This window comes from Cyanobacterium sp. Dongsha4 (assembly GCF_036345015.1).
In the GTDB taxonomy this organism is placed as follows: domain Bacteria; phylum Cyanobacteriota; class Cyanobacteriia; order Cyanobacteriales; family Cyanobacteriaceae; genus PCC-10605.
This window is the reverse complement of record NZ_CP084098.1, coordinates 1,711,674-1,733,178: the sequence shown is the minus strand read 5'-3', so window position 1 is coordinate 1,733,178 and position 21,505 is coordinate 1,711,674. Positions and strand designations below refer to the sequence as shown.

Below are 21,505 nucleotides of genomic sequence, written 5' to 3'. Positions count from 1 at the left end.
ACCCTAATACCTTAACTTCTGACTTCCATTTATTACTCATTATTCCCTAATTCTCTATATCCCTTTTCCTGTCTCATCCTTATGGTTTTTCTCAAATCGAAACAAACAAGAAACTATAAAAAAATTTCTTTTCTCTCTTGCTTTTTTTTATTTATCTAGCTATAATAAGTAAATGTGTTAAGCAAAGCAATCCTCGATAGCTCAGTGGTAGAGCGGTCGGCTGTTAACCGATTGGTCGTAGGTTCGAATCCTACTCGGGGAGTATAACAACTAGATATGTACATCAGTTAACAAATTAAATGTAGTTATACAAGTAAATGTACTTATACAAGGGGCTTCATAGCCTCTTTTTTTATCTGCATTTTTTAATTTATTCAATAAACCTTATTTAACTTCAGTTCAGCATAAGAATATCTAATTCGAGTAGATTTCTGTTAATTGCTTTTACCTGACTTCTCCAAAAATCGTTAAATCATTTTAATAACTAAAACTTATCTAATAAATAATAAAAAATAATTTAATCTTACTTTCCATTTCCTTTCTTTTGTTTTAAGATACTCGTATTGATTTTTTTCTATTTTAACTATAATTGCATTGATACAAGTCTATAAAAAATAGATTAATAATAAAGAGGAAAACTTAATGCAAATAACGAATAAAATACATTTTCGAAATTTACAAGGTGATATATTTGGTGGACTAACGGCGGCGGTTATAGCATTACCTATGGCTTTAGCTTTTGGTATTGCTTCTGGTGCAGGAGCTTCGGCTGGTTTGTGGGGTGCTGTATTAGTGGGATTCTTTGCCGCTTTATTTGGTGGCACTCCTACTTTAATCTCTGAGCCTACAGGGCCAATGACTGTGGTGATGACTGCTGTAATTGCTAATTTTGCCGCCCAAGAAAATGGAATGGCGATCGCATTTACAGTAGTGATGATGGCAGGATGTTTTCAAATTCTGTTTGGGTTTTTAAAGTTGGGTAAATATGTCACCATGATGCCCTATACGGTGATTTCTGGTTTCATGTCAGGGATTGGGATAATATTAATTATCTTACAAACTGCACCGTTTTTAGGCCAAGCTAACCCCAAAGGTGGCGTTATTGGTACTATCCAAAACCTTCCTAATTTAATTTCCAATACCAACCCGTTAGAAACCATTTTAGCGGTGTTGACTGTCGTAATTCTTTACGTTGTTCCATCCCGTTATAGAAGAGTTGTACCTCCCCAATTATTAGCTTTAATTGTTGGTACGGTGGTTTCCATCATTTTCTTTGGAGATGCAGATATTCGTCGTATTGGCGAAATTCCCACTGGTTTACCTGCTTTACAAATACCTACTATCGATGCTTCTCAATTCCAGAAAATGGTATTTGATGCCATGGTTTTAGGTATGTTAGGTTGTATCGATGCGTTGTTAACTTCTGTTGTGGCAGATAGCTTAACTCGTACCGAACATAATTCTAACAAAGAGTTAATCGGACAGGGTTTAGGTAACTTATTCTCTGGTTTATTTGGTGGTATTGCTGGTGCAGGAGCAACAATGGGTACAGTTGTAAATATTCAAACCGGTGGACGCACTGCCTTATCTGGTTTAACTCGTGCTTTTGTTTTATTCATTATCGTTGTTTGGGCTGCTCCTTTAACTTCTAGTATTCCTTTGGCAGTATTAGCAGGAATTGCCTTAAAAGTTGGTATCAATATTATGGACTGGGGCTTCTTAAGAAGGGTTCATAAAATTTCTTGGAAAGCAACAGCAATTGTTTACACTGTTATCGCTCTAACGGTATTCGTTGATTTGATGGTGGCTGTCGGTGTTGGTGTGTTTATTGCTAACATTATGACCATTGAAAAATTATCGGAATTACGTTCTAAATCAGTGAAAATGGTTAGTACCGCCGATGATGAAATCACTTTAAATCCAGAAGAAAAACAGGTGTTGGATTTAGCTGGAGGACGTGTATTACTATTCCATTTAGATGGTCCTATGATTTTCGGTGTAGCGAAAGCGATTTCCCGTGAACATAACGCTATCTCTAACTATGATGTTTTAATTGTTGATTTAAGTCAAGTGCCTTTACTCGGTGTTACTTCTTCCCTTGCTTTAGAAAATGCCATTCAAGAAGCGGTGGATAATGGGCATGAAGTGTTTATCGTAGGGGCAACTGGAAAAGTCAGAAGTCGTTTGGAAAAACTTGGTATTGCTGGTTTAATTCCTGAATATAACTGGATGAGCGATCGCCTCACTGCATTACAGGAAGGTTTAAATGTGGTGAGGGAAAAACAAAGCAATGATATTGATGTTGATCCTTCTCTTTCCAAAATTTAGACTATTAAAGTTTTAGAGTGTTAGGAATTCTAGGGATTTAGGGAGGAATTAGGATTTTTTATGGTTATTTCCGTCTTTTTGGTTGACAATACCTACTCTAAAAGATGTATTGCTAATTAAAAGTTGACAATTAAATTATAAATTGCTGTTCTTGATTGGGCTAATCTGTTTTTCTCAAAGCACTTAGTCGCAGGTAAGGCTCAGTTTTACTTTCTACTCTGATTAAGGTACATAAGAGGAAAGAGGGAAAAGTGACAATAAATAATTGATTGAAACATTTTTATTTATTTAGATCAATGTCTTTTTAGTTTAACTCCGAACTCCGAACTCTGAACTCCGAACTCAGATAGTTTCGTGTACCCAATTTATCAACATTAACAATTTTTTTTCAATCAATAATCATGATGATTAATTTTTCTGTACCAAATTTATTTTTTGCAACGGCAACGGAAGCTGATAAAGCTCCTTTGGTTTTGACAGGGGTTTTGCTCACTCTTGCTATTATTTATATCACCAGTAAATTAGGCGGTGAGTTGTCCCGTTTAGTTAATCTTCCCCCTGTTTTAGGCGAATTAGTGGGCGGTGTAATAGTTGGGGTTTCGGCTCTCAATCTAGTGGTTTTTCCCGAAACCAGTGAAGCGAGTAGTTCGCAAATCATGAATTTCTTGCAGTTTTTCACTCCTATGAATCCAGAATTTCTCTCAGAGATATTTGCTTCTCAGAGTGAAGTTATTTCGGTTTTAGCAGAGCTAGGAGTGGTGGTTCTACTGTTTGAAATTGGTTTAGAATCTGATCTAAGAGAGCTAAAGTCCGTTGGTTCTCAAGCTGCGATCGTAGCTGTAGTGGGTGTGGTTGCACCTTTTGCTTTAGGTACAGTAGGCTTAATTTACTTTTTCCATTTTCCCACTATTCCCGCTATTTTTGCTGGGGCGGCTTTAACGGCCACCAGTATTGGTATTACTTCTAAGGTATTGTCAGAGTTAGGCTATTTAAAAGCAAAAGAAGGACAAATTATTGTCGGTGCGGCGGTAATTGATGACGTTTTAGGTATCATTGTTTTAGCGGTAGTGGCTAGTTTAGCAAAAACTGGTGAAGTTAATCTCACTCAAGTTATCCTCTTAATTGTTAGTGCCTCGGCTTTCCTTATTGGTTCGATTTTACTCGGTAAATTCTTTAATCAATCCTTCATGGCGATCGCAGATAAGCTCAAAACTAGAGGTAATCTAGTAATTCCTGCTTTCACCTTTGCTTTATTAATGGCATTTTTAGCCAACGTCATTCACTTGGAAGCGATTTTAGGGGCGTTTGCCGCAGGATTAGTATTAGATGAAACCGATAAACGTAAGGAGTTAGATAAACAAGTTATTCCCATTGCCGATGTAATTGTACCTGTTTTCTTCGTTACCGTTGGTGCTAGGGTTGATTTAAGTGTACTTAATCCTCTTATTCCCGAAAACAGAGCAGGACTTGCGATCGCATCTTTCTTAATTGTGGTAGCAATTATTGGTAAAGTTATCACAGGATGGGCAGTATTTGGACAACCCAATATTAATCGTTTAGCCATCGGTATTGGTATGATACCTAGAGGAGAAGTAGGGTTAGTGTTTGCAGGTATTGGTTCAACCAGTGGCGTATTAAGCAAACCTTTAGAAGCGGCTATTATTATTATGGTCATTCTAACCACCTTCTTAGCACCACCTTTGTTAAAATTAGTTCTGAAGAAACCTGAAACAGAAGTTTCAACAACTGATAACTCTCTTAAGGAATTAACTTCAACTAAATAATTACATGAGTAGGGGTTGAATAATATTCACCCCTTAAAATTTTTACTAAAATAAACTTAGTTGCTTACATTTACTAACTTTTTCTGGTTTGAGTAACTCAGGATAATTATTTTTAACAGAATTAACCGCTTCACTAACAATATGAAAATGTAAATTATCTTCCAAATTAGACTGCAAAATATCTGATAATAATGTTGGATCTTGAATACTGTTGTTTAACCAAATTTGATAAGCACATTTCTTCAAAATAATAGGCATTCGAGGGTGAATTTCTGCCATAATTCCTCTTGCTTGAGTATTAATAATCGTCGCACTTTCAATGATTTCTCCTGTAGGAGATTGCCACTTTTCCCATAATCCAGCAAAAGCAAATACCTCCCTATTATGCTTATAAAATAATAGAGGATTTTTACCATAAACTTCTCTATTCCACTCGTAAAAACCATTCGCAGGAATCAAACATCTTCGCCGAGAAAAAGCCTGTTTAAAAGACGGTTTTACCCCCAGAGTTTCCAACCTAGCATTAATCAAATTTGATGAATTTTTACTATTTTTTGCCCAAGAAGGAATTAATCCCCAATGAAGAAAATGAGGCTTCCATTTTTTATTTTCAGAAAGTGGATTTAATGAAGATTCTTCTTCTTCTAAAATCGCCAGTATTTTTTGAGTAGGTGCTACATTGTAACTGGGAGAGAAAATAGGGCAACTCTTCAAAGAAAAAGTTTGTTTAATGGAAACAGAAGAAACGGAAAGAACAAATCGACCGCACATTTTTGACACTAAACATTAAATAACCTTATATTAACTTCAATATTAGAGTACGATTGACAAACTTTTAAAAATTAACTCTTGCGTTATTCGTCACTGATGACCTATAATGATTATTTGTGACTAAAAGTACATAAATTAGCCTCTCAAAGATACTGAGGTAAAAAAGACTTTTAATGAAGTCTCTATCTTAAGTCTGTTGAGAAACAAGGCTATGTCTAATCTAAAAACTAGATTAGTAATTGATTACAACAGTCTGTTAACAAATCAGTAATCAACAAAGACAGTAACAAAAATGCCTCTGTCATGACAACTCGGTTAATTAATCCTTGACTTAACCAGAGTAATTATATGTCAGAGAAGAAAATACTGCTCTTAAATTGATACAAGATCTATCCTGTAGTTTAGAAATATAGAGGGATAAATCCCGTGAGCTTAGGCGTACTCGGTACAAAGCTCGGTATGACTACCATTTTTGACACAGAAACAGGAAACGCAATCCCTGTAACTGTTATTCAAGCTGGTCCATGTCGAGTTACTCAAATTAAAACACAAGAAAAAGACGGTTATACCGCTTTACAGATAGGATACGACGAGTTACCAGATCGTAAACGTACCTTAAACACAAAAGAACCTAGAGAAATCAATAAATATCTCACCGCTCCTGAAGCAGGTCATTTGGCTACTAAAGGACTTCCTGCATTACGCCATTTGAAAGAATATCGTCTCGATGATGTTTCTGGTTATGAACTAGGACAAACCATCGGTGCTGATTTCTTCTCTGAAGGGCAGATAGTGGATGTTGGTGGTAAAACCATCGGTAGAGGTTTTGCTGGTTATCAAAAGCGTCATAACTTCAAAAGAGGTAATATGACTCACGGTTCTAAAAACCATCGCTTACCCGGTTCGACTGGTGCAGGTACAACTCCCGGACGTACTTACCCCGGTAAGAGAATGGCAGGACGTTATGGTAATACTCAAATTAAAGTCCGTAAATTAACTGTAGTCAAAATTGATTCTGAACGCAATTTAATCTTAGTTAAAGGATCAATCCCCGGTAAACCCGGAAACTTAGTTAGTATCACCCCTGCAACCATTGTAGGTCAACAGTAAACTAACTAAATCGGCTTAGAATATAACACTTAATTAAAATATTATGGTTAATTGTGTAGTCAAAAATTGGCAAGGAGAGCAAGTAGGCGAAACTACTTTAGAGATGAAAGTCGCTAAAGCAGAAACCGCTGAACATATTGTTCATCGTGCCTTAGTTCGTCAACTACATAATCAGCGTCAGGGTACTGTTTCCTCTAAAACTAGAGCAGAAGTTAGAGGGGGTGGACGTAAACCCTGGAGGCAAAAAGGAACTGGTAGAGCAAGAGCAGGTTCGATCCGATCGCCCCTTTGGCGTGGTGGTGGTGTCATCTTTGGACCTAAACCCAGAGATTTCGACATGAAAATGAACCGTAAGGAAAGAAAATTAGCCATCAGAACCGCTTTTATGGATCGTGTGGAAGATTTAATCGTGGTAGAAAACTTCGATCAAATTGAAACCCCGAAAACCAAAGAAGTAATATCTGCCCTCACCCGTTTTGGTGTGGAAAAAGATGCAAAGGTTTTGATCGTTGTTAATGATTCTATCCCTGAAAATCTCTACTTATCAGCTCGTAATTTGCCCACCGTCAAAATGATTAAACACGATTGTTTAAATGTTTATGATATTTTGTACGCTGACAAAATTGTAGCTACCTCTGAGGCAATAACCAAAATACAGGAGGTTTACTGTGGCGAATAGCAGATACGGAAAAACAACCAAAGTCAGAAAAACTACTGCTGAACTTGCTGATATTGTCATCCGTCCTATTGTGACTGAAAAAGCCACCTATATGATGGAAGATAATAAGTATGTTTTTGAAGTAGTTAAAACATCAACCAAACCAGAAATCAGAGCTGCGATCGAGAGCTTATTTGATGTAAAGGTAGTTAAAGTTAACACCATGAATCAACCCCGTAAACAACGTCGTGTTGGTCAAAATGTTGGCTACAAACCCCAATACAAAAAAGCGATCGTCACTTTAGCAGAAGGTGATTCTCTGCAAAGCACATTCTTCCCTGATTTATAATTCCCCTCTGGAATTAGTCAAGAAAAGGGATTTGCTCATCGCCAATATAATTAATTAATGGAACTATGGGTGTTCGTACATATAGACCATATACACCGGGTCGAAGACAAGCGGTATCTTCCGACTTTTCGGAAATTACCAAAAGTACTCCGGAAAAATCACTAACTAAATATATTCATCGTAAAAAAGGTCGTAACAACCGAGGAGTAATTACCTCTCGTCATCGTGGCGGTGGTCATAAAAAACTCTATCGTATTATTGACTTTAAAAGAGATAAGCGAGACATCAAAGCTGAAGTCTTAGCCATCGAATACGATCCTAACCGCAACGCTCGTATTGCCTTAGTGCAGTATGAAGACGGTGAAAAAAGATACATCCTCGCCCCCGCAGGAATCCAAGTAGGTGCAACCATCATCGCCAGTGAAACTGCACCCTATGAAGTTGGAAACGCTTTACCCCTCGAAAAAATTCCCCTCGGTACAGAAGTTCACAACATTGAACTCACCAGAGGTAAAGGTGGTCAAATCGTCCGTGCGGCTGGTGGTTTTGCTCAATTAATGGCAAAAGATGGTGACTATGTTACTCTCAGACTTCCTTCTAAAGAAGTGCGTATGGTGCGTAAAGAATGCTATGCCACCATTGGTAGAGTCGGTAACATCGAAGCCAGAAACCTCAAATTGGGTAAAGCGGGTAAGAGTCGTCACTTAGGTATCAGACCTCATGTCCGAGGAAGTGCGATGAACCCTTGCGATCACCCTCATGGTGGTGGGGAAGGACGTGCGCCTATCGGTCGTTCTGGACCTGTTTCTCCTTGGGGTCAACCTGCATTAGGTAAGAAAACCCGTAAGAAGAAAAAACTCAGCAATAAATACATTGTTCGCCGTCGTAATGCTGGTAAAGGCAAGTAAATTAAGTCTGAGAGCTTAACCGCAAAATAGGGAAAAAAATTCATGAGTCGTTCACTGAAAAAAGGGCCTTTTGTTGCCGACAGCTTACTCTCCAAAATTGAAAAATTGAACAGTAAAGGAGATAAGCAAGTAGTTAAAACTTGGTCAAGAGCCTCTACTATTATTCCCCAAATGATTGGTCACACTATTGCTGTTCATAATGGCCGTCAACACGTTCCTATCTTTATCACTGATCAAATGGTAGGACACAAGTTAGGGGAATTTGCACCTACTCGTACATTTCGTGGTCACGCTAAAAGTGACAAAAAAGCGAAACGTTAAGAGTTTTGGTTAACTGACTAGGGACATAGTTGACTGCAATAATAATCAGGTCATCTATTAACTATCAACCATCAATTAATAACTATGGCTAAATCTAAGACAAATATTGAGGTAGATACCTCCCAAGAAGTAAAAGCGATCGCCCGTTATATCAGAATGTCACCCTTCAAGGTGAGACGGGTATTGAACCAAATTCGTGGGCGTAGCTATCGAGAAGCCTTAATCCTCCTCGAGTTTATGCCCTATCGTGCTTGTGAGCCAATTGTTAAAGTCCTTCGCTCTGCTGTAGCTAATGCAGAAAATAATCAAGGCTTAGATCCCAATGACTTAGTCATTTCTCAAGCCTTTGCTGACGGTGGACCTACCTTAAAGCGCTACCGTCCTAGAGCGCAGGGTCGTGCTTATCAAATCCGTAAGCGCACCTGTCATATTACCGTGGCAGTAGCTCCAATGGCATAGTCAACCTGCACTTATTGAATAAAGATAACATGGGACAAAAAGTACATCCAATTGGTTTTCGACTCGGTATTACCAAAGAACATTCTTCTTGCTGGTATGCCGATAAAAGAAATTACCCAAAACTTCTTCAAGAAGATCACAAAATTCGTCAGTACATTGACAAAAACTTAGCAAACGCTAGTATTGCTGATGTCAAAATTGAGCGTAAAGCAGACCAAATTGACCTTTCTATTCATACTGCCCGTCCTGGAGTTGTTGTAGGAAAAGGTGGTCAGGGTATTGAAAAAATCCGTACCGATTTACAAGCTCTCCTCAAGAATCAGCGTCAGTTCAGAGTTAATGTAATTGAGGTAACTAACGTTGATGCTAGTGCCGCTTTAATGGCAGAGTTTTTAACTTCACAATTGGAAAGACGTGTCTCTTTCCGTCGTGTGGTCAGACAAGCCATTCAAAGAGCACAAAAAGCAGAAGTGTTAGGGATCAAAATTCAGGTCAGTGGTCGTCTCAACGGTGCTGAAATTGCTCGTACTGAGTGGATTAGAGAGGGGCGTGTTCCTCTTCATACCCTAAGAGCTAACATTGATTACTGTTACAAAACCGCTAGTACTATCTACGGTATTTTAGGGATTAAAGTTTGGATTTTCAAAGGTGAAATCATCCCCGGTGAAGAAAACTTGAATCTCACTGCCAATCGTAACAAACCCTCACGGAAAAAACCCCGTCGTCAAAAATTTGAGGATCGCTCTGAATAGTGAATGGTGAATAGTGAACAGTGAAAAGTTATTAACTCTCAACTATCCAACTATTGACTATCAACTATTAACTATCAACTATTAACTAGAAATCATGTTAAGTCCAAGAAGAACTAAATTCCGCAAACAACATCGGGGCAGAATGAAAGGGAATGCCTATCGTGGTAATTCCATTAATTTCGGTGATTTTGCACTTCAGGCGATCGAACCTTGTTGGATTACATCCCGCCAAATTGAAGCCGCAAGACGGGCTATTACCCGTTATGTTCGCAGAGGCGGTAAACTTTGGATTCGTGTCTTTCCTGATAAACCCGTTACTATGCGTCCTGCTGAAACCCGTATGGGTTCTGGTAAAGGTAATCCTGAATTTTGGGTAGCCGTAGTCAAACCCGGTCGCATCATGTTTGAGATTGCTGGTATTCCCGAAGCAACCGCAAGAGAAGCTATGCGTTTAGCGGCTCAAAAGTTACCCATTAAGACCAAATTTATTACCAGAGCGGAGGAATACTAAATTATGGCTTATAAAAGCATTGCCGAAGCAAGAAACTTAAGCGATGAGGAATTGACCGCAGAAATTACCTCTGGGAAACAAAAACTCTTTCAATTAAGACTTGCTCAAACCACTGGACGTTTAGAAAAACCCCATGAGTTCAAGCACACCAGACGCTGGGTTGCTCAATTGCTCACCATCCAGACTGAACGTCAAAAAGGAATTGTCAGAAAAACCACTAGCAATACTCAAGCATAGGAGTAAAAATTAATGGCAGTAAAAGAAAGAGTGGGGGTAGTTGTCAGCAACAAAATGGATAAAACCGCAGTAGTTGCCGTTGAAAATCGTTCCCCTCACCCCAAATACCGCAAAATTGTCGTTAAAACGAAAAAATACAAAGCTCACGACGAACAGAACCAATGTTTAGAAGGCGATCGCGTGAGAATCAGAGAAACTCGTCCCCTCAGCAAAACCAAACGTTGGGAAATCGCTGAAATAATTAGTCGTAAAGCTCTATAGGGGTTGAAACCAGTTCAGCCTTCCTAGGTTGAAAAATAGGACAAATAATCATTTTCACCCTCTCATTTAAACCATTAGTAAACGACCATGATTCAACAACAAAGTTATCTCAATGTAGCTGATAACAGTGGTGCTCGTAAGATTATGTGCTTAAGGGTTTTATCCACTGGTAACTGTACCTACGGAGGCATTGGAGATGTTATTATCGCCGTAGTAAAAGACGCCATCCCTAACATGGCTGTAAAAAAATCCGATATTGTCCGTGCGGTTATTGTAAGAACTAAACATTCTTTGCGCCGTGAGAGCGGTATGAGCATTCGTTTTGACGACAATGCCGCCGTGATTATTAATAAAGACAACAACCCCAGAGGAACTCGTGTGTTCGGTCCTGTAGCTCGTGAGTTACGTGACAAAAACTTCACCAAAATTATTTCTCTGGCACCGGAGGTAATTTAATCCATGAGATCATTAAAAACAAGCAAACAAAAACCCGCCCGTTATAAAATGCACGTCAAAAAGGGTGACACCGTGCAAGTAATCTCTGGCAAAGACAAGGGTAAAGTTGGTGAAATTCTTCAAGCCATCCCTAGTGACAGCACTGTTATTGTTAAGGGAGTAAATATTAGAACTAAACACCAAAAACCTCGTCAAGAAGGAGAATCTGGGCAAATTGTTACCTATGAAGCTCCTATTCATAGTTCTAAAGTGATGCTTTATTCTGAAAAAGAAAAAGTAGCTAGTCGCATTAATTATGTGATCACAGAGGAAGGCAAAAAAGTAAGAAAACTGAAAAAAACAGGCGAAATAATTGATTAATTATCAGTTAGTTTTTGTCAACAAGTTCTTTAACGGTTTATCTATCAATATCAATTAATACCGTAATGTCCAAATTAAAAACTTACTATCAAGAGACAATTGTTCCAAAATTAAAAGAGCAGTTTGGGTACACCAACATTCACCAAGTACCTAAAGTAACTAAAGTTGTTATTAACCGAGGTTTAGGGGAAGCATCACAGAATGCTAAAGCACTGGAGTCGTCTCTGAGTGAACTAGCTGTGATTACCGGACAAAAACCCGTTGTTACCCGTGCTAAAAAAGCGATCGCTGGTTTTAAAATTCGTCAAGGAATGCCTGTAGGGGCAATGGTGACACTTAGAAGCGATAAAATGTATGCTTTCTTAGAGCGTTTAATCAACCTTTCTCTCCCCCGAATCCGTGACTTTCGAGGCATTAGTCCTAAAAGTTTTGACGGTAGAGGCAACTATAGCTTAGGTGTTAAGGAACAACTCATCTTTCCTGAGATTGAGTATGATTCCATTGATCAAATTCGTGGTTTTGATATTTCTATCATTACCACCGCTAACACCGATGAGGAAGGACGCGCATTACTCAAAGAAATGGGTATGCCCTTTCGTGATAAATAAACAGAGGTAACAGAGGAAGAAAAAAAGAATGCCAGCACACGACACTATTTCAGATATGCTGACTCGTATTCGTAACGCCTGTGCGGTACGTCATTCCACCGTTGCTATTCCTAGTACGAGAATGACCCGTAATATCGCCGATGTACTCCAAGAAGAAGGATTCATCGGTGGTTATGAAGAAGTAGGTGAAGGAGTCAAGAAGAATATCGTTGTTTCCTTGAAATACAAAGGAAGAAATCGTCAACCCGTAATCCATAACATTCGCCGAGTAAGCACCCCTGGTTTAAGGGTTTACAGCAAGAAAAAAGACTTACCCAGAGTCTTAGGCGGTATTGGCGTAGCCATTATTTCCACCTCTAGCGGTATCATGACCGATCGAGAGGCAAGAAAACAAGGCATTGGCGGTGAAATCCTTTGCTACGTTTGGTAAGAGTCGAATATTAACTGTCCATTATCAATTATCAATTAACAAATCATGTCTCGTATTGGAAAACGTCCTATCACGATACCAACCAAAGTAGAGGTGACTATTGACGGGCAATTAGTTCAAGTCAAAGGACCTAAAGGTGATTTATCAAGAACCTTACCAGCTTTGGTAACTCTCACTCAAGAGGGACAAGAAATCAAAGTAGTTCGGGATAACGATTCCCGTAAAGCCAGAGAAAGACATGGATTGTGTCGCACTTTGGTAGATAACATGATCCAAGGCGTTAGCCAAGGATTCGAGAAAAAACTAGAAATTCAAGGGGTTGGTTATCGGGCTCAAGCTCAAGGGTCAAAACTTACTCTTAACGTGGGTTATTCTAAGCCAGTAGAAATGGAAATGCCTCAAGGTATCTCCGTTGCCGTTAATAACAATACTGAAGTTGTTGTTTCTGGTATTGATAAAGAATTAGTGGGAAATGTTGCCGCTAAAATTCGTGCCGTTCGTCCCCCTGAAGTATATAAAGGTAAAGGTATTCGCTACGCTGGTGAATATGTAAGACGTAAAGTAGGTAAAGCAGGTAAGAAATAACCATGACCATTAATCGTAAAAATCTCGTTAAGCGTCGTCATTTACGCATCCGTAAAAAAGTTCAAGGTACTCCTGAGCGTCCTCGGTTAGCGGTTTTCCGCTCTAACTTTCACATCTACGCTCAAATTATTGACGATGTTGCTCAACATACCTTAGTTGCGGCTTCTACCCTTGACAAAGAGTTAAGAGAAAAATTAAGTGAGGCTTCCACTTCTAACTGTGATGCGTCAGCAGAAGTTGGTAAATTAATCGCTCAAAGAGCATTATCTAAAGGCATTGATAAAGTGGTATTTGATCGCGGTGGTAATCTTTATCACGGACGAGTAAAAGCCCTTGCTGATGCCGCTCGTGAATCAGGTCTTAACTTCTAAAGGTATTTATTATGGCAAAAGAACAAGAACGCAAAGGCAAACAAAGAAAACGTAATAAGGAAAAAAAAGACAACTCTTGGCAAGAAAGAGTAGTACAAATTCGCCGAGTTAGTAAGGTTGTGAAAGGGGGTAAAAAACTTAGCTTCCGTGCGATCGTTGTTGTCGGTAACGAAAAAGGACAAGTGGGCGTAGGTGTTGGTAAAGCAGGAGATGTTATCAACGCTGTGCGTAAAGCTGTTTCTGACGGTAAAAAACATATTGTTAACGTTAACATTAATAAATCTAACTCCATTACTCACGTTAGTACTGGCATGGCTGGAGGATCTCAAGTATTTATGCGTCCTGCCGCTCCCGGTACTGGGGTAATTGCGGGGGGAGCAGTGCGTACTGTGTTAGAGTTAGCAGGTATTAAAAATATCTTGGCAAAACAACAGGGATCTAATAATCCTTTAAACAACGCAAGAGCGGCAATCAATGCCCTTCAACAAATTCGTAGTTTCTCCTCTGTTGCCAAAGAAAGAGATATTCCTTTAGAACAAATTTTCTCCTAAACAGTCTTAATCATACTTTGCGATTATTATGAAACTTCATCAAATAGCGCCCAATCCCAAATCTAAAAAACGTCGTCGCCGTATCGGTAGAGGTATTTCTGCTGGACAAGGTGCTAGCGGCGGTTTTGGGATGAGAGGTCAAAAATCTCGTTCTGGTACAGGTACTAAGCCGGGGTTTGAAGGGGGTCAAATGCCTCTTTATCGTCGTGTACCTAAATTAAAACACTTCAAGATCATCAATCCTAAGAATTTCACCATTATCAATGTGGAGAAATTGGCTAATTTAGCTCCTAATACTGAAGTGACTTTAGAGTCTTTAATGGATCAAGGTATTGTTACAGCTAATGATGGTCCTTTAAAAATCTTAGGTAACGGTGAAATCAACGTTGCTCTGAATATTAAAGCTGCGGCTTGGAGTAAATCTGCTCAAGCGAAAATAGAAGCGGCCGGAGGTTCTATCTCCTCTACTTCGACTCAAACTGAGTCAAGCAATAATGACTAATTAATGTCAAGATAGTATGGAATAATTGATAATTGACCATTGACAATTGACTATGAGTTTTTCTAACTCTGTATTCATTTTCTATTATTCACTATCAATAATTAATTAAGTCATGGTTGTTAGTAGAGAAAAAACTCCAACCGCCCAAGAAACTTTTTTGCAGATGGCTCAGGCTGCAGGGCTACGCAGTCGTTTGCTGATAACTCTAGGTTTACTTATTTTAGTGAGACTTGGTATTTATATTCCTGTTCCGGGTATAGATAGAGAGGCTTTTGCGGCGGCAATTCAAAATCTTCCCTTTTTAGGGTTCTTGAATATCTTTACAGGGGGAGGTTTAAGCACGATTGGAATCTTCGCTCTGGGTATTTTACCTTACATCAACGCTTCTATTATCATGCAGTTGATGACTTCGGCAGTACCTGCACTGGAAGATTTACAGAAAAATGAGGGTGAAATGGGTCGTAGGAAAATCGCCCAAATTACTCGTTATGTTGCTTTAGGGTGGGCAATTATCCAAAGTACTGGGGTAACGGTTGGTTTGTTGCGTCCTTATGCCTTAAATGATAGTCCTTGGTTTGTTATTGAAACTGTATTGGCTATTACTGCAGGGTCTATGTTTGTGATGTGGATTTCTGAAGTAATTACTGAAAGAGGTCTGGGTAATGGTGCTTCTTTGTTGATTTTTGTCAATATCGTGGCAGTGTTACCTCAAACTTTAGCTAATACAATTGATTATGCTCAAACAGGTGGTCGTCAGGCGATCGCACAAGTGACAATTCTAGTCCTAGTATTTTTAGTGATGATTGTGGGCATTGTGTTTGTGCAAGAAGGAACTCGTCGTATTCCCATTATTTCCGCTCGTCGTCAAGTGGGCAGAAGGCTTTATCGGGAACGTACTAGCTATTTACCATTAAGACTTAATCAGGGTGGGGTAATGCCAATTATTTTCGCTTCGGCGGTGTTGGTATTACCTTCTTCTGTATCTGGTTTTGCAGAAAATACCGCCTTCAGTGGTGCTGTTAATCAGATAGCTTTAGCTTTACGCCCCGGTACTATTTGGTATGTGGTGGTTTACTCTTTACTAATTCTCTTTTTCAGTTATTTTTATGCGTCTTTGGTCTCCAATCCCGAAGATATTGCTCAAAATTTGAAGAAAATGGGAACAAGCATCCCAGGTATTCGACCGGGAAAAGCAACAGTTGCCTACTTAGAAGGGGTTTTAAATCGTTTAACTCTCTTGGGTGCGATTTTCTTAACAGTAGTGGCCACAGTACCTACTTTTGTGGAAAGGGCGACAGGAGTTACTACTTTTCAGGGTTTTGGTGCTACTTCTTTACTTATTTTAGTGGGGGTTGCCATCGATACTGCAAAACAAGTACAAACCTATGTTATCTCTCAACGCTATGAGGGTATGGTTAAACAATAGGTAAAAGTTCGGAGTTCGGAGTGTTTTAAAACCCAATTCCTAATTCCTAATATCTAATTATTAGAATATGACAAAAATTATTTTTTTAGGTCCTCCGGGGTCTGGCAAGGGTACTCAAGGGGCTTTGATAGCTGAAAAACATAGTATTCCTCATATTTCCACCGGAGATATTCTCAGAGGTGCGATCGCAGCTCAAACTCCTTTGGGGGTTAAGGCTAAAAGTTATGTCGATAATGGCGATTTAGTACCTGATGAGTTGATTCTTGACTTGATTGAAGAAAGATTAGGACAAGATGATGCTCAAAAAGGATGGATTCTCGATGGATTTCCCCGTAATGTACCTCAAGCGGAATTTTTAACGGGTTTACTCAAGAAGTTAGACCAAAACTGTGATGCAGTAGTTAATTTAGACGTGCCAAATGAAGTGATTTTACAACGCTTGTTGGCCAGAGGCAGAAAAGATGATAACGAAGAAACTATCAATAATCGTCTTGATGTTTACCGTCAACAAACTGCTCCTCTAATTGATTATTATCAACAGAGCAATCTCTTGAAAACAGTAGATGGCGATCGCTCTATGGAGGAAATCACCGCAGAAATCACAACCATAGTTAAATCCTAAAAAATTAATTTCTGTCAAATATGGGGTTAAAACTTTAATATCTTAGTCATTCGCTATCATATACAAGGTTTAATCTCAGAAAAAACTGTTTGATAAAATTGACAAAAATTATAGACAAAATCAAGAGGATAATTAACTATGTCTAAAAAAGACCTAATTGAAATGGAAGGCACAGTGACAGAATCACTGCCTAATGCCATGTTTAGAGTGGATTTAGATAACGGTTTCAACGTTTTAGCTCATATTGCGGGTAAAATTCGTCGTAACTACATCAAAATTCTACCAGGCGATCGCGTCAAAGTCGAACTAACTCCCTACGACTTGACTAAAGGTCGAATCACTTATCGACTTAAAGGGAAAAAATAAAAATCACTAATAAGTAAATCTAATCGAAAGATCAAGAAAAGAGTAGAAATTTACTCAAAAAAGATCTTGACTTAGATCACCTATTTATGTTTGACAGAGATCCCAAATCCTGTTATAATCAAAAGCTTGCAGTGTAAACTACGATTATGAAAGTAAGAGCATCAGTTAAAAAGATTTGTGACAAATGCCGAGTTATTCGTCGTCGTGGACGGGTAATGGTTATTTGTTCTAACCCCAAACATAAACAACGTCAAGGATAAGAACTGTTAACAACAGTTTAGCTTATTGTTTAAAAAACAACCAAATTTTTTGCCAACTACAGCAAGACAAAGAAAGGAAACGAAAACATGGCTAGGATATCAGGTATTGATTTGCCTCGTGACAAACGAGTAGAGATCGGACTAACTTATTTATATGGTATTGGCTTGACCACCTCCCAAAAAATTTTAGCGGCAACAGGGGTAAATCCTGACACCAGAGTAAGAGATCTCAGCGACGAAGATGTTACCAAATTAAGAAACTACATCGAAGAAAACTTCCAGATTGAAGGGGATTTGCGTCGTTTAGAAGCAATGAACATCAAGCGTTTAGGCGATATTGGTACTTACAGAGGTCGTCGTCATCGTCAGGGTTTACCTGTGCGTGGACAGAGAACCAAAACTAATGCCAGAACTCGTAGAGGACGCAGAATTGCGATCGCAGGTAAGAAAAAACCGGGTAAAAAATAACATAAATCCCATCAAACTTAAATCTTGCCTTTGGCAGATGCAATCTTATTTGTTAACTAAAAATAACAATAAACTTACTAATTCTATTAACCACAGTAATTGAAACTAATTAGTTAAAGAGGTAAATATACCATGGCAAAACCCACCAAAAGGGGAGGACCAAAAAAACAAAAGAAAAATATCCCTAGTGGTACAGCTTATATTAAATCCACTTTTAATAATACCATTGTAACTATTACCGACACCACTGGTAACGTTATTTCTTGGGCAACCGCCGGGTCTAGTGGTTTTAAAGGAGCAAAAAAAGGAACACCTTTTGCGGCTCAAACTGCTGCTGATAGTGCCGCTCGAGTAGCAATGGATAATGGAATGAAACAAGTGGAAGTGATGGTAAGTGGTCCTGGTGCAGGACGAGAAACTGCTATCAGAGCATTACAAGGAGCAGGATTAGAAATCACTTTAATTCGTGATATTACCCCCATTCCCCACAACGGCTGTCGCCCTCCCAAAAGACGTAGAGTCTAATCAAAAAACAAAATTCGGATAATCTGCTAAGGCAAAATTAAAGCCAGAGAAAAGTCAAGATTATCACCAACATCTGAAACCTGACTTCATCAACTGAGGAAATAACCACTGTGGCTGTGTTTAAAATCGACTGCGTAGCAAGTAAAACTCAAAAAAATCAAGGTCAATACGGAAAGTTCGTGCTTGAACCCTTAGACAAAGGACAGGGCATAACTATGGGTAATTCCTTGAGACGAGTTCTTTTATCTAATTTAGAAGGTGCAGCAGTAACTGCCGTTAGAATCGCCGGTGTTAATCATGAGTTTGCTGTTGTCGAAGGGGTAAGAGAAGATGTGATGGAAATAATGCTCAATATGAAAGGGGTTATTTTCAAAAGCTATAGCGATTCCCCTCAAATTGGTCGTGTTGTAGCCACTGGTCCTTGTACCATTACTGCCGCTCAATTCGATCTCCCTTCGGAAATAGAAGTAGTTGAACCAAGTCAGTATATTTGTACTTTGGGGAAGGGTGGTAAGTTAGAGATGGAATTTCGGGTCGAGAAAGGAAAGGGTTATCGTGCTGTAGATAAAGGCAAAGATGAAAATAGTTCCCTCGACTTTTTACAAATTGATTCAGTGTTTATGCCTGTTTCAAAAGTAAACTTTGTGGCGGAAGAAATCCGTTATGAAGGGGAAATTGCTGACCGTCTGATTTTAGAAATCTGGACTAATGGTAGTATTAAGCCAGAGGAAGCCCTTTCTTCAGCATCAGAGATTTTAGTTAATCTATTCTCTCCTTTAACAGATGCCACAACAATTTCAGGACAACAGGAAGAAACAGTAGAGCCAGAAGACCCCACCAGTCAAATTCCCATCGAGGAGTTAAATTTATCTGTCCGTGCTTACAATTGTTTGAAACGGGCTCAAATTAACACTGTGGCGGATTTATTGGAGTATTCTCAAGATGATTTACTCGAAATTAAAAACTTCGGTCAAAAATCAGCAGAAGAGGTTATTGAGGCTTTACAGCAACGTTTAGGAATTACTCTTGGAGAGGGTAAAATGAAAGATCCTCCAGCCGGGGAGTTGATCCAAAGTGCTGAACCTGTCACCAGTCCTTAAATTCGATAATTTATAGGTATAAAGAATAGATTATGATTTCACTGATTCAAGTCAAAGACTCTGGATTCGTGAAATTTAATCGTGTTTACCGAAGTTCGATGCTGAAAAAAGTAGTTACTTTAATTGTCAGTTAATAATTGGTAATTAAATAACCCCGAACCCCGAACTCCGAACTCCGAACTTCAGTAATACTGGCTGAATTCAGCAACAATATTTAATTTTTAAAATTCTTAGTTTCTTAATATTTTAGGAGGAAATTATGCGTCACCGTCGTAAAGTGCCTTTATTAGGCTTACCTGCTGACCAACGTAAAGCCCTTCTCCGTGCTTTAACTACCCAGTTGCTCAGAGAAGGCGAAATCGTAACCACTAAGGCTCGTGCCAAAGCTGTTCGCACTACTGCGGATAAAATGATTACCTTAGCAAAGGATGGTTCTTTATCTGCTCGTCGTCAGGCTTTAGGATATATCTATGACAAAGATTTAGTTAACGATATTTTTGCTAAAGCTACAGAGCGTTATGGAAATAGAAATGGTGGTTATACTCGTGTTGTTCGCACAAAGAGCCGCCGTGGGGATAATGCGGAAATGGCGATTATTCAATTAGTTTAATTTCTCTTTAGTCTCTGATTCATGGTTGATTCTAGTTCCACAAATAAACAGCGAATTGCTTTAGTAATTCAATATGTCGGTACTAACTTTCATGGTTGGCAGAGACAGCCACACTATCGCAGTGTACAAGCAGAAATTGAAGATGCGATCGCATCTATAGTAGGACATAAAGTAACGATTTATGGAGCGGGAAGAACTGATAGTGGAGTTCATGCTTCGGCACAAGTGGCACATTTTGAAGTGTGTTCTCCTATTCCAGCACAAAAATGGGCGAAAGTTTTAAACAGTTGTTTACCCGATGGTATCTTAATTAGAGCTTCCTCCGAAGTTGACCCCCATTGGCACGCCTGTTTTACCGCTACTTATCGTCGTTATCGTTATACTATATATACTGGTAAAATTCCCAACCTATTTTTACAACCCTTTACTTGGCATTACTATTATCAACCATTAAATGAAAATTTGATGGCAGAAGCACTGAAGCCTATGCTCGGACACCATGATATGAGTGCCTTTCGTCGAGCTGGTTCAAAACGTTCTCACTCTTTGCTAGAAGTACAAGAAGTTAGTTGTGTTAGATACGAACAAGATCTAATCAACATTGAAATACAAGCTAGTGGCTTTTTATACGGCATGGTGAGATTACTGGTAGGGATGTTAGTAGAGGTTGGTGCGGGGACAAAATCCCTGACACAGTTCCAAGATATTTGGATGAATTGTCGTCGGGAAGAAGTGAAATATTCAGCCCCTGCTAAAGGATTATGTTTGTTAAGAGTAGGTTATCCCGAATTTCCCTTTCCCGAATCAGTTTGGTTCAATGCTCAACCTATTTTTACTTTTAGTTAATAAGAGTCTAAAACGAAAATGAATAAAACAATAGTTCCAGCTATAGACAGTATAGAAAAGAAATGGTATGTAGTGGATGCCGAAAACCAACGTTTAGGTAGATTAGCCACTGAAATTGCCAATGTTTTAAGAGGTAAAAATAAAGCCTCCTACACCCCCCATTTAGATACTGGGGATTATGTGATTGTGGTTAATGCAGAAAAAGTAGTTGTTACAGGCAGAAAAAGTGAACAAAAACTTTATCGTCGTCATTCTGGCCGCCCCGGTGGGATGAAAGTAGAAACTTTCGCTCAGTTACAAAAGCGTATTCCTGAAAGAATTATTGAAAAGGCTGTTAAGGGTATGTTGCCTAAAAATAGCTTAGGTAGAAGTTTGTTTACAAAACTTAAAGTTTACACTGGACCTAATCACCCCCATGAAGCTCAACAACCTGAAACTTTAACCGTTAATACTATTGCAGGAGGTAACAAATAATGTCTAATCAAGTAGTTTATTTAGGAACAGGTCGTCGTAAATCTTCTATTGCAAGAGTGCGTCTTGTTCCGGGAAATGGAGCGATTAAGGTTAATAACAGAGAGGGTTCTGAGTATTTTCAGTTAATTCCTAACTATATTCAAACTTTAAAAGCACCTTTAGAAACTTTAGGTTTGGAAAATGAGTATGATATTATCGTCAATACTCATGGTGGCGGCTTAACTGGTCAATCTGATGCGGTTAAATTAGGGGTTGCTCGTGCGTTGTGTCAGTTAGATCCTGATAATCGCCAACCTTTGAAAGCTGAAGGTTACTTAACCCGTGACCCTCGTGCAAAAGAGCGTAAGAAATATGGTTTACGCAAGGCTCGTAAAGCACCTCAATTCTCTAAACGTTAATTTTTGGCAGTTTTTGCCTATTTTTCCGATTTATCGATTAGATTTAGTTAATTTAATTCAAGTAGGAATAGGGAATCAATCACGGTAATGGGTTTTTA

General features: G+C 38.9%; 32 protein-coding genes and 1 tRNA gene. 32 read left to right on the top strand and 1 reads right to left on the bottom strand.

Features of this window, described 5'->3' with window-relative positions:
• Positions 1 to 190: 190 nt before the first annotated feature.
• The 3 genes from Dongsha4_RS07470 to Dongsha4_RS07460 all read left to right on the top strand — a co-directional run bounded on the left by Dongsha4_RS07470 (position 191) and on the right by Dongsha4_RS07460 (position 4,112).
• Positions 191 to 262: transfer RNA gene (locus Dongsha4_RS07470), tRNA-Asn, on the top strand.
• Between the two features lie 380 nt (positions 263 to 642).
• Positions 643 to 2,328 (top strand): bicarbonate transporter BicA, encoded by a 1,686-nt coding sequence (bicA, locus tag Dongsha4_RS07465; protein WP_330205052.1) that lies wholly within the window; start codon positions 643 to 645, stop codon positions 2,326 to 2,328.
• A 404-nt stretch (positions 2,329 to 2,732) separates the two neighbouring features.
• On the top strand, positions 2,733 to 4,112 hold the full coding sequence (locus tag Dongsha4_RS07460) for a cation:proton antiporter (RefSeq protein ID WP_330205403.1): 1,380 nt from the start codon (positions 2,733 to 2,735) through the stop codon (positions 4,110 to 4,112).
• Between the two features lie 45 nt (positions 4,113 to 4,157).
• Here Dongsha4_RS07460 and Dongsha4_RS07455 read toward each other — a convergent pair whose 3' ends face one another.
• Positions 4,158 to 4,883 carry an SOS response-associated peptidase gene (locus tag Dongsha4_RS07455; protein WP_330205051.1) on the bottom strand — a complete coding sequence of 242 codons (726 nt, stop codon included), beginning with the start codon at positions 4,881 to 4,883 and terminating at the stop codon, positions 4,158 to 4,160.
• Positions 4,884 to 5,309: 426 nt separating this feature from the next.
• Between Dongsha4_RS07455 and rplC the strand changes: the two genes are divergently transcribed.
• The 29 genes from rplC (at position 5,310) to rpsI (ending at position 21,407) form a co-directional block, all read left to right on the top strand.
• On the top strand, positions 5,310 to 5,993 hold the full coding sequence (gene rplC / locus Dongsha4_RS07450; RefSeq protein WP_330205050.1) for a 50S ribosomal protein L3: 684 nt from the start codon (positions 5,310 to 5,312) through the stop codon (positions 5,991 to 5,993).
• Between the two features lie 43 nt (positions 5,994 to 6,036).
• On the top strand, positions 6,037 to 6,672 hold the full coding sequence (gene rplD, locus Dongsha4_RS07445; RefSeq protein WP_330205049.1) for a 50S ribosomal protein L4: 636 nt from the start codon (positions 6,037 to 6,039) through the stop codon (positions 6,670 to 6,672).
• Positions 6,662 to 7,000, top strand: coding sequence for a 50S ribosomal protein L23 (locus Dongsha4_RS07440; protein ID WP_015218396.1), 339 nt, complete (start codon positions 6,662 to 6,664; stop codon positions 6,998 to 7,000). The genes rplD and Dongsha4_RS07440 overlap by 11 nt, the downstream gene beginning before the upstream one ends.
• Before the next feature lie 65 nt (positions 7,001 to 7,065).
• The gene (gene rplB / locus Dongsha4_RS07435; RefSeq protein WP_330205048.1) at positions 7,066 to 7,908 is read left to right on the top strand and encodes a 50S ribosomal protein L2; all 843 of its coding nucleotides are present in this window, start codon (positions 7,066 to 7,068) and stop codon (positions 7,906 to 7,908) included.
• A 42-nt stretch (positions 7,909 to 7,950) separates the two neighbouring features.
• On the top strand, positions 7,951 to 8,229 hold the full coding sequence (rpsS, locus tag Dongsha4_RS07430; RefSeq protein ID WP_015218394.1) for a 30S ribosomal protein S19: 279 nt from the start codon (positions 7,951 to 7,953) through the stop codon (positions 8,227 to 8,229).
• A gap of 105 nt (positions 8,230 to 8,334) precedes the next feature.
• Complete coding sequence (gene rplV, locus Dongsha4_RS07425; RefSeq protein ID WP_330205402.1) at positions 8,335 to 8,688, top strand: 50S ribosomal protein L22; 354 nt, start codon at positions 8,335 to 8,337, stop codon at positions 8,686 to 8,688.
• 29 nt (positions 8,689 to 8,717) lie between these two features.
• Positions 8,718 to 9,440, top strand: a complete 723-nt coding sequence (gene rpsC / locus Dongsha4_RS07420; RefSeq protein ID WP_330205047.1) for a 30S ribosomal protein S3 — start codon at positions 8,718 to 8,720, stop codon at positions 9,438 to 9,440.
• 94 nt (positions 9,441 to 9,534) lie between these two features.
• Positions 9,535 to 9,951 (top strand): 50S ribosomal protein L16, encoded by a 417-nt coding sequence (gene rplP, locus Dongsha4_RS07415; RefSeq protein WP_330205046.1) that lies wholly within the window; start codon positions 9,535 to 9,537, stop codon positions 9,949 to 9,951.
• A gap of 3 nt (positions 9,952 to 9,954) precedes the next feature.
• The gene (rpmC, locus tag Dongsha4_RS07410; RefSeq protein ID WP_330205045.1) at positions 9,955 to 10,188 is read left to right on the top strand and encodes a 50S ribosomal protein L29; all 234 of its coding nucleotides are present in this window, start codon (positions 9,955 to 9,957) and stop codon (positions 10,186 to 10,188) included.
• A gap of 12 nt (positions 10,189 to 10,200) precedes the next feature.
• A complete protein-coding gene (gene rpsQ, locus Dongsha4_RS07405; RefSeq protein ID WP_015218389.1) occupies positions 10,201 to 10,449 on the top strand; it encodes a 30S ribosomal protein S17 in 249 nt (82 codons plus the stop codon).
• Positions 10,450 to 10,536: 87 nt separating this feature from the next.
• Entirely contained in the window at positions 10,537 to 10,905 is a 369-nt protein-coding gene (gene rplN, locus Dongsha4_RS07400) for a 50S ribosomal protein L14 (RefSeq protein ID WP_015218388.1), read from the top strand.
• A gap of 3 nt (positions 10,906 to 10,908) precedes the next feature.
• A complete protein-coding gene (gene rplX / locus Dongsha4_RS07395; RefSeq protein WP_015218387.1) occupies positions 10,909 to 11,265 on the top strand; it encodes a 50S ribosomal protein L24 in 357 nt (118 codons plus the stop codon).
• Positions 11,266 to 11,330: 65 nt separating this feature from the next.
• Positions 11,331 to 11,873, top strand: a complete 543-nt coding sequence (gene rplE / locus Dongsha4_RS07390) for a 50S ribosomal protein L5 (RefSeq protein WP_015218386.1) — start codon at positions 11,331 to 11,333, stop codon at positions 11,871 to 11,873.
• Positions 11,874 to 11,901: 28 nt separating this feature from the next.
• On the top strand, positions 11,902 to 12,303 hold the full coding sequence (gene rpsH, locus Dongsha4_RS07385) for a 30S ribosomal protein S8 (protein WP_330205044.1): 402 nt from the start codon (positions 11,902 to 11,904) through the stop codon (positions 12,301 to 12,303).
• A 45-nt stretch (positions 12,304 to 12,348) separates the two neighbouring features.
• Entirely contained in the window at positions 12,349 to 12,888 is a 540-nt protein-coding gene (rplF, locus tag Dongsha4_RS07380; protein ID WP_330205043.1) for a 50S ribosomal protein L6, read from the top strand.
• Positions 12,889 to 12,890: 2 nt separating this feature from the next.
• A complete protein-coding gene (rplR, locus tag Dongsha4_RS07375; protein WP_330205042.1) occupies positions 12,891 to 13,259 on the top strand; it encodes a 50S ribosomal protein L18 in 369 nt (122 codons plus the stop codon).
• 11 nt (positions 13,260 to 13,270) lie between these two features.
• Positions 13,271 to 13,810 (top strand): 30S ribosomal protein S5, encoded by a 540-nt coding sequence (gene rpsE, locus Dongsha4_RS07370; RefSeq protein ID WP_330205041.1) that lies wholly within the window; start codon positions 13,271 to 13,273, stop codon positions 13,808 to 13,810.
• A gap of 28 nt (positions 13,811 to 13,838) precedes the next feature.
• Positions 13,839 to 14,312 carry a 50S ribosomal protein L15 gene (gene rplO, locus Dongsha4_RS07365; protein WP_330205040.1) on the top strand — a complete coding sequence of 158 codons (474 nt, stop codon included), beginning with the start codon at positions 13,839 to 13,841 and terminating at the stop codon, positions 14,310 to 14,312.
• A gap of 112 nt (positions 14,313 to 14,424) precedes the next feature.
• Positions 14,425 to 15,738, top strand: a complete 1,314-nt coding sequence (secY, locus tag Dongsha4_RS07360) for a preprotein translocase subunit SecY (RefSeq protein WP_330205039.1) — start codon at positions 14,425 to 14,427, stop codon at positions 15,736 to 15,738.
• 67 nt (positions 15,739 to 15,805) lie between these two features.
• Positions 15,806 to 16,360, top strand: coding sequence for an adenylate kinase (locus Dongsha4_RS07355; protein ID WP_330205038.1), 555 nt, complete (start codon positions 15,806 to 15,808; stop codon positions 16,358 to 16,360).
• A gap of 138 nt (positions 16,361 to 16,498) precedes the next feature.
• A complete protein-coding gene (gene infA / locus Dongsha4_RS07350) occupies positions 16,499 to 16,726 on the top strand; it encodes a translation initiation factor IF-1 (protein ID WP_015218378.1) in 228 nt (75 codons plus the stop codon).
• Between the two features lie 146 nt (positions 16,727 to 16,872).
• On the top strand, positions 16,873 to 16,986 hold the full coding sequence (gene rpmJ, locus Dongsha4_RS07345; RefSeq protein ID WP_015218377.1) for a 50S ribosomal protein L36: 114 nt from the start codon (positions 16,873 to 16,875) through the stop codon (positions 16,984 to 16,986).
• 87 nt (positions 16,987 to 17,073) lie between these two features.
• Positions 17,074 to 17,454 (top strand): 30S ribosomal protein S13, encoded by a 381-nt coding sequence (rpsM, locus tag Dongsha4_RS07340; protein WP_330205037.1) that lies wholly within the window; start codon positions 17,074 to 17,076, stop codon positions 17,452 to 17,454.
• A gap of 132 nt (positions 17,455 to 17,586) precedes the next feature.
• Positions 17,587 to 17,979, top strand: a complete 393-nt coding sequence (gene rpsK / locus Dongsha4_RS07335; RefSeq protein ID WP_015218375.1) for a 30S ribosomal protein S11 — start codon at positions 17,587 to 17,589, stop codon at positions 17,977 to 17,979.
• A 110-nt stretch (positions 17,980 to 18,089) separates the two neighbouring features.
• Complete coding sequence (locus Dongsha4_RS07330; protein WP_330205036.1) at positions 18,090 to 19,079, top strand: DNA-directed RNA polymerase subunit alpha; 990 nt, start codon at positions 18,090 to 18,092, stop codon at positions 19,077 to 19,079.
• A 259-nt stretch (positions 19,080 to 19,338) separates the two neighbouring features.
• Positions 19,339 to 19,689, top strand: coding sequence for a 50S ribosomal protein L17 (gene rplQ / locus Dongsha4_RS07325; RefSeq protein WP_015218373.1), 351 nt, complete (start codon positions 19,339 to 19,341; stop codon positions 19,687 to 19,689).
• Between the two features lie 21 nt (positions 19,690 to 19,710).
• Entirely contained in the window at positions 19,711 to 20,535 is an 825-nt protein-coding gene (gene truA / locus Dongsha4_RS07320; RefSeq protein WP_330205035.1) for a tRNA pseudouridine(38-40) synthase TruA, read from the top strand.
• 18 nt (positions 20,536 to 20,553) lie between these two features.
• Positions 20,554 to 21,009: a 50S ribosomal protein L13 gene (rplM, locus tag Dongsha4_RS07315; RefSeq protein ID WP_330205034.1), complete on the top strand. Its 456-nt coding sequence runs from the start codon at positions 20,554 to 20,556 to the stop codon at positions 21,007 to 21,009.
• Positions 21,009 to 21,407 carry a 30S ribosomal protein S9 gene (gene rpsI, locus Dongsha4_RS07310; protein ID WP_330205033.1) on the top strand — a complete coding sequence of 133 codons (399 nt, stop codon included), beginning with the start codon at positions 21,009 to 21,011 and terminating at the stop codon, positions 21,405 to 21,407. Before rplM ends, rpsI begins: the two co-directional genes overlap by 1 nt.
• Positions 21,408 to 21,505: the final 98 nt, after the last annotated feature.

Bases quoted from the DNA above. Each gene is read 5' to 3' on its own strand.
- rpsK (WP_015218375.1), top strand. From the start codon at position 17,587: ATGGCAAAACCCACCAAAAGGGGAGGACCAAAAAAACAAAAGAAAAAT.
- truA (WP_330205035.1), top strand. From the start codon at position 19,711: ATGGTTGATTCTAGTTCCACAAATAAACAGCGAATTGCTTTAGTAATT.
- rpsM (WP_330205037.1), top strand. From the start codon at position 17,074: ATGGCTAGGATATCAGGTATTGATTTGCCTCGTGACAAACGAGTAGAG.
- secY (WP_330205039.1), top strand. From the start codon at position 14,425: ATGGTTGTTAGTAGAGAAAAAACTCCAACCGCCCAAGAAACTTTTTTG.
- rplF (WP_330205043.1), top strand. From the start codon at position 12,349: ATGTCTCGTATTGGAAAACGTCCTATCACGATACCAACCAAAGTAGAG.
- rplQ (WP_015218373.1), top strand. From the start codon at position 19,339: ATGCGTCACCGTCGTAAAGTGCCTTTATTAGGCTTACCTGCTGACCAA.
- rpsE (WP_330205041.1), top strand. From the start codon at position 13,271: ATGGCAAAAGAACAAGAACGCAAAGGCAAACAAAGAAAACGTAATAAG.
- rpsQ (WP_015218389.1), top strand. From the start codon at position 10,201: ATGGCAGTAAAAGAAAGAGTGGGGGTAGTTGTCAGCAACAAAATGGAT.
- bicA (WP_330205052.1), top strand. From the start codon at position 643: ATGCAAATAACGAATAAAATACATTTTCGAAATTTACAAGGTGATATA.
- rplM (WP_330205034.1), top strand. From the start codon at position 20,554: ATGAATAAAACAATAGTTCCAGCTATAGACAGTATAGAAAAGAAATGG.
- rplN (WP_015218388.1), top strand. From the start codon at position 10,537: ATGATTCAACAACAAAGTTATCTCAATGTAGCTGATAACAGTGGTGCT.
- rplD (WP_330205049.1), top strand. From the start codon at position 6,037: ATGGTTAATTGTGTAGTCAAAAATTGGCAAGGAGAGCAAGTAGGCGAA.
- rpmC (WP_330205045.1), top strand. From the start codon at position 9,955: ATGGCTTATAAAAGCATTGCCGAAGCAAGAAACTTAAGCGATGAGGAA.
- rplE (WP_015218386.1), top strand. From the start codon at position 11,331: ATGTCCAAATTAAAAACTTACTATCAAGAGACAATTGTTCCAAAATTA.
- rplX (WP_015218387.1), top strand. From the start codon at position 10,909: ATGAGATCATTAAAAACAAGCAAACAAAAACCCGCCCGTTATAAAATG.
- rpsS (WP_015218394.1), top strand. From the start codon at position 7,951: ATGAGTCGTTCACTGAAAAAAGGGCCTTTTGTTGCCGACAGCTTACTC.
- rpmJ (WP_015218377.1), top strand. From the start codon at position 16,873: ATGAAAGTAAGAGCATCAGTTAAAAAGATTTGTGACAAATGCCGAGTT.
- rpsI (WP_330205033.1), top strand. From the start codon at position 21,009: ATGTCTAATCAAGTAGTTTATTTAGGAACAGGTCGTCGTAAATCTTCT.
- rplR (WP_330205042.1), top strand. From the start codon at position 12,891: ATGACCATTAATCGTAAAAATCTCGTTAAGCGTCGTCATTTACGCATC.
- rpsH (WP_330205044.1), top strand. From the start codon at position 11,902: ATGCCAGCACACGACACTATTTCAGATATGCTGACTCGTATTCGTAAC.
- rplB (WP_330205048.1), top strand. From the start codon at position 7,066: ATGGGTGTTCGTACATATAGACCATATACACCGGGTCGAAGACAAGCG.
- Dongsha4_RS07355 (WP_330205038.1), top strand. From the start codon at position 15,806: ATGACAAAAATTATTTTTTTAGGTCCTCCGGGGTCTGGCAAGGGTACT.
- rplO (WP_330205040.1), top strand. From the start codon at position 13,839: ATGAAACTTCATCAAATAGCGCCCAATCCCAAATCTAAAAAACGTCGT.
- rplP (WP_330205046.1), top strand. From the start codon at position 9,535: ATGTTAAGTCCAAGAAGAACTAAATTCCGCAAACAACATCGGGGCAGA.
- Dongsha4_RS07460 (WP_330205403.1), top strand. From the start codon at position 2,733: ATGATTAATTTTTCTGTACCAAATTTATTTTTTGCAACGGCAACGGAA.
- rpsC (WP_330205047.1), top strand. From the start codon at position 8,718: ATGGGACAAAAAGTACATCCAATTGGTTTTCGACTCGGTATTACCAAA.
- infA (WP_015218378.1), top strand. From the start codon at position 16,499: ATGTCTAAAAAAGACCTAATTGAAATGGAAGGCACAGTGACAGAATCA.
- Dongsha4_RS07455 (WP_330205051.1), bottom strand. From the start codon at position 4,883: ATGTGCGGTCGATTTGTTCTTTCCGTTTCTTCTGTTTCCATTAAACAA.